The following is a 4,475-nucleotide window of genomic DNA, read 5'->3' as shown; positions in this document are numbered from 1 at the left end:
CCCCCGTCCCCATTGGCGGGAGCTAGAACACGAGGTTTACGAGCAGCATATACACCACAGTGCTTGAGAGGATCGAGACGAGCATGCTGCGACGCCAGAGATACGTGCCGCCGGCGATGAGGATGCCGATCGTCTCGGGTATGCCATGCGCGCCGGTGAGTACGTCGACGTCTTTCAGGCAGTACACGACGAGCAGGGCGAATACCGCGCCGGGGAGCGCCTGCCCCAGGTAGCGCACGACCGCAGGCGTCTCGCGTCCGGCGGGAAAGGCCAGGAAGGGGAGGGCGCGGGTGAGCACGGTCGCCCCTGCCGCCGAGAGGATGACGAGCACCATTTGCATGCTGGTCACGCAGCGTCACCTCCCTGCGCAGCACCCGCGCTTGCAGGTGAGGTGCCCATTTCCGCAGCGTCCCCGGATGTGCCGCCCGTGCCCGCATCCGCGCCCGCGACCTCCGCGCTTGCGGCGGCGTACTTCGGCTCCCCCTTACGGCGCACCGCGAGCACGCCCACCAAGATGAGCGCCATGGCGGGCAGGATGAACGAGTCCGCCCCGAAGAGAACGAGCATGCCGGCAGAGGCCGCAAGCCCTATCATCGCGCCGGCGTGGCTCGCATCTTTGAGCCATTGGTCGAGGAAGATCACCACGAAAAGCGCCGTCATAGCGAACGAGATGCCCTCCACCTCCATGGCAAGGGCGTTGCCGAAAAGACTCCCGAGCGTGCAGCCGAGTATCCAGTATGACTGGTTGAGCACGCTCACCCAGGTCATGAACCATCCCTCGTCGACGCCTTCGGGCGCGCGGGTGGAGAAGTTGATCGAGAACGTTTCATCGCACATGGCGAAGATGAGGTACGGGCGCTTGCGTCCCATGTTGCGGAACCGCTCGAGCATCGAGATGCCGTAGAAGAGGTGGCGCGCGTTTATGACGAACACCATGATGAAGGTTTGGAGCGGGTTGAACGTGGCGGTGAGCATCGACGCGACGACGAACTCCGCAGACCCGGCGAAGATGCAGCAGGCCATGAGCGTCGGAACCCACCAGGGAAGTCCCAGCGAGGCGGCGTAGATGCCGCAGGTTATGCCTAGAAAGAGAAAGCCGGCGAGGATGGGCAGGGTGTAGGGGAACGCGGCGCGCAAGGCCGTAAGCCGCACGTTACCAGCAGATTGCTGCACGCTCTCTTCGTCCACTACTTCTCCCGTCCGCTGAAATGTCGAAACGTGGAATTTCCGTCCTGGACTCAGATTATCACTAGTGAGAATTTCAGTCCTGGACTCAGATTATCACTTGAAGACCGCGATGACGCGGGCGGGGAGGCCCGTCGCTCCTTCGATGTGCGGCCAGGTCACGAACACGACGGCGCCCGTGGCGGGAACCTTGTCGAGGTTCGCCATGACCTCGACCTGCAGATGCCCGTTATCGAGCACATAGCGCTCGCAGGCAAGGTCATCGGCCTCGGCGGCGAGGAACGACGCGTCCGTGTCGAACGTCTCGTGGCCGTTCATCTGGATGCCGCGCTCTTCATACAGAAACTTCAGCGCCTCCATGGACCAGCCGGGGCAGTGCTCGCCGCCCTCGGCATCGAAGTTGTTGAGCGCGTCGTTATCTGGCCAGCGCGTATACCAATCCGTGCGCAGCGCCACGAACGAGCCCTCGGGGATGCGGCCGTGCTCGGTCTCCCATGCCTCGATGTCGGCAACGGTTACGGCGGTGTCCGGCCCTTCGGCAGCGACTTTGCCCGTGAGGTCGATCACGCAGAGCGGCATGGCCGTCCAGCTGCCGTCGCCTACCTCGTATGCCTCCGAGCCCACGGCGCCCGGGGTGAAGTGGCTTGGGAAGTCTACGTGCGTGCCGAACTGCCCAGGGAACTTGTAGGTATGGATGCGGCAGGAGAGCATTTCCTCGTCGTAGTCGAAGACCGTGCGGCAGAGCTCGACGGAGCCCTCCGGGATGCCCGCCCAGTAGGGGCTTTCGTTCGTGAGAGGGTGGGTGAGGTCGACCCAGGTCGCGCCCTTCAGCTCGTTCAGCATGTTCCACAGGCTCATGGTTGCTCCTTCCATGCGGCGTTCTATGCAGGTAGGAGCATTGTACGACAACGTGGGGACTGAACTTGGGCGTTACTTCGCGTCATACGTTTGAAACGATGTCCCGGGCTCGCTTGAACCATTCACGGTGTGATTCCTACCGTTGGCGGAAGATGAACGAATCTGACCGATAATGACTGATTCTGATGATATTGTTCTTACCGTGAAGGAAATTGAACGTTAGTGACGGAATCTGAACAGACTCGAAGTTGAGCAGATCTGGAGCCGTCGGCAGAAGTTGGGAGGGATGCGCCATGCTTGCAGAGGAACGGCTCAACAGGATCGTCGCTGTGGTGGACGAGCGGGGGACCGTCACCTCCGCCGAGCTCATGGAGCTGCTGAACGCATCGGAGTCCACCGTTCGCCGCGACCTCACGCGCCTTGCGCAGGAAGGGCGCATCGTGAAGGTTCACGGCGGTGCCGCCTCTGCGGGTGCGACGGCGGCTCGGCGCACGGTGGTCTCGGTCGACCAGGCGGTGGGTGAGCGCCACGAGCTCTATCTTGCCGAGAAGCGGCGCATCGCGCGCTTTGCGGCGACGCTTATCGGCCCCAGCGATTTCGTCTACATCGACGCCGGTTCCACCACGGGATGCCTGGCGGACGCCATCACTGAGCATTCAGCCACCTACGTGACGAACTCCGTGGAGATCGCGCACGCCCTGTTCGAAAAAGGTTGCCGCGTGCTCATGCCGGCGGGCGAGATCAAGACCGTTACCGGCGCGCTCGTGGGCGAGCAGACGGTGGAGACGCTTCGCCGCTTCCGCTTCACGATCGGGTTCTTCGGCACGAACGGCGCGACGCCTGATGCCGGCTTCACGACGCCTGAGCTGGGCGAAGCCCTGGTGAAGGAGACCGCGCTCGCGCATACGCTCAAGCCGTACGTGCTGTGCGATTCGAGCAAGCTTTCCGCTGTATCGCCCGTCGCCTTCGCGGCGTTCGACGACGCCGTGGTCATCACCGACGCCGTACCCAGCGAACTCGACGGTTATTCGAATGTCATCGTGGTCGAGTAGGACATCGACACCCCACCGTCTCCCAAGGAGGAAGCACATGATCTACACCGTAACGTTCAACCCGTGCCTCGACTACATCATCCAGGTCGACGGTCTCAAGCTCGGGCTCGTGAACCGAACTGCGCATGAGGAGATGCTGCCCGGCGGCAAGGGCGTGAACGTGTCCATCGTGCTCAGGAACCTCGGCCACGAGAATCGTGCGCTCGGCTTCCTCGCGGGCTTCACGGGGGCGGAGATCGCGCGCCGCCTGCGCGAGACGGGCGTCGAGGCGGATTTCATCGAGGTTGCCGAGGGTATGAGTCGCATCAACGTGAAAATCAACTCCGACGGCGTTGAGACCGAGGTCAACGGCATGGGCCCCGCCATTCAGCCGGCGGATGTCGAAGCGCTCTACGCGAAGCTCGACGAAAAGCTCGGCCTCGCGGCCCTCGAGCCCGTCTGGGAGGACAAGCTCGCGCGCATTTTCCTGCCGCAGCCGAGGGAGGACCTCGTAATCCCGCAGGACAGGACCTACCTGACGCTCAAAGACATAGACCTCACGAAATACAAGAAGCAGGAGAACGTAGGCAGCATCTACAGGGACTACAACCAGGAGCAGATAACGCACATGCAGGTCTCCAAGCAGGCCGACATCCTCATCATGTTCCTGCTGCTCGAGGACCAGTTCAGCGCCGAGGTCAAGAAGGCCAACTGGAACTACTACGAGCCGAGGGCGCTGCACGACTCCTCGCTCTCACTCTCGACGCACTGCATCCTCGCCAACGACATGGGCAACAGGGAGCTCGCCTATGAGCTCTTCTGCAAGGCCGCGGCCATAGACGTGGGCCCGAACATGAAGACCAGCGACGCCGGTATACACGCCGCCTCGCTCGCAGGCGTGTGGCAGTCCGTAGTCTTCGGCTTCGGCGGGGTGCGCATGCTCGACGGCAAGCTGCGCCTCAACCCCGCCCTGCCCTCCTGCTGGCGCAGCCTCGAGTTCTATATCTGCTGGCAGGGCCAGAAACTCCGCGTATCCCTCACGCACCAGAGCGCAGAGCTGGTAAACCTCACCGGCACCAGGGCGGTGGAGCTCACGATAAACGGCGTCCCCTGCACCGTGGAGAAGGACCTGAGCGTCAGGCTCTGAGCCAGAAATTGTGCTAATTTGATAATTCCATCAAAGTAGCCAAAAAGTCGGTAAAAGTTTGTTAAAAAAGCGCATTGAATACGAAAACGTTTTTTGTATAGAATTAGAGACGCCAAAAACGTTTTAGAAACCAAAAAACTAAGGAGGATCACAATTAAAAAAACCAGACTGCTTGCACTTGTCCTTGCGCTGGTCATGGCCGTGGGCCTGATGCTCTCCGGCTGTGGCTCCGAGGGGAACCCCACCACGCACCC

At 61.8% G+C, this 4,475-nt stretch carries 5 protein-coding genes; 2 read left to right on the top strand and 3 right to left on the bottom strand.

Annotation, left to right across the window (positions count from 1 at the left end):
- Window positions 1-22 precede the first annotated feature (22 nt).
- The 3 genes from QZ079_RS08215 to QZ079_RS08205 all read right to left on the bottom strand — a co-directional run bounded on the left by QZ079_RS08215 (window position 23) and on the right by QZ079_RS08205 (window position 2,043).
- Window positions 23-340 (bottom strand): branched-chain amino acid transporter permease, encoded by a 318-nt coding sequence (locus tag QZ079_RS08215; protein WP_297037381.1) that lies wholly within the window; start codon window positions 338-340, stop codon window positions 23-25.
- A 5-nt stretch (window positions 341-345) separates the two neighbouring features.
- The gene (locus QZ079_RS08210) at window positions 346-1,188 is read right to left on the bottom strand and encodes an AzlC family ABC transporter permease (RefSeq protein WP_297037379.1); all 843 of its coding nucleotides are present in this window, start codon (window positions 1,186-1,188) and stop codon (window positions 346-348) included.
- A gap of 93 nt (window positions 1,189-1,281) precedes the next feature.
- Window positions 1,282-2,043: a cyclase family protein gene (locus QZ079_RS08205; RefSeq protein ID WP_297037377.1), complete on the bottom strand. Its 762-nt coding sequence runs from the start codon at window positions 2,041-2,043 to the stop codon at window positions 1,282-1,284.
- 293 nt (window positions 2,044-2,336) lie between these two features.
- Between QZ079_RS08205 and QZ079_RS08200 the strand changes: the two genes are divergently transcribed.
- Both QZ079_RS08200 and QZ079_RS08195 read left to right on the top strand, forming a co-directional pair.
- Entirely contained in the window at window positions 2,337-3,095 is a 759-nt protein-coding gene (locus tag QZ079_RS08200) for a DeoR/GlpR family DNA-binding transcription regulator (protein WP_019238976.1), read from the top strand.
- A gap of 37 nt (window positions 3,096-3,132) precedes the next feature.
- Entirely contained in the window at window positions 3,133-4,221 is a 1,089-nt protein-coding gene (locus tag QZ079_RS08195; RefSeq protein ID WP_297037375.1) for a PfkB family carbohydrate kinase, read from the top strand.
- The last annotated feature ends 254 nt before the right edge of the window (window positions 4,222-4,475 follow it).

The sequence above is a fragment of the uncultured Enorma sp. genome (assembly GCA_905210055.1).
Taxonomy (GTDB): Bacteria; Actinomycetota; Coriobacteriia; order Coriobacteriales; family Coriobacteriaceae; genus Enorma.
Note: the sequence above shows the minus strand (reverse complement) of the source record. Positions and strands in the feature narration are given on the sequence as shown.

What these genes read in the sequence shown, in the direction of transcription:
- QZ079_RS08215 (WP_297037381.1), bottom strand. Translation starts at nt 340, where the DNA reads ATGCAAATGGTGCTCGTCATCCTCTCGGCGGCAGGGGCGACCGTGCTC.
- QZ079_RS08200 (WP_019238976.1), top strand. Translation starts at nt 2,337, where the DNA reads ATGCTTGCAGAGGAACGGCTCAACAGGATCGTCGCTGTGGTGGACGAG.
- QZ079_RS08195 (WP_297037375.1), top strand. Translation starts at nt 3,133, where the DNA reads ATGATCTACACCGTAACGTTCAACCCGTGCCTCGACTACATCATCCAG.
- QZ079_RS08205 (WP_297037377.1), bottom strand. Translation starts at nt 2,043, where the DNA reads ATGAGCCTGTGGAACATGCTGAACGAGCTGAAGGGCGCGACCTGGGTC.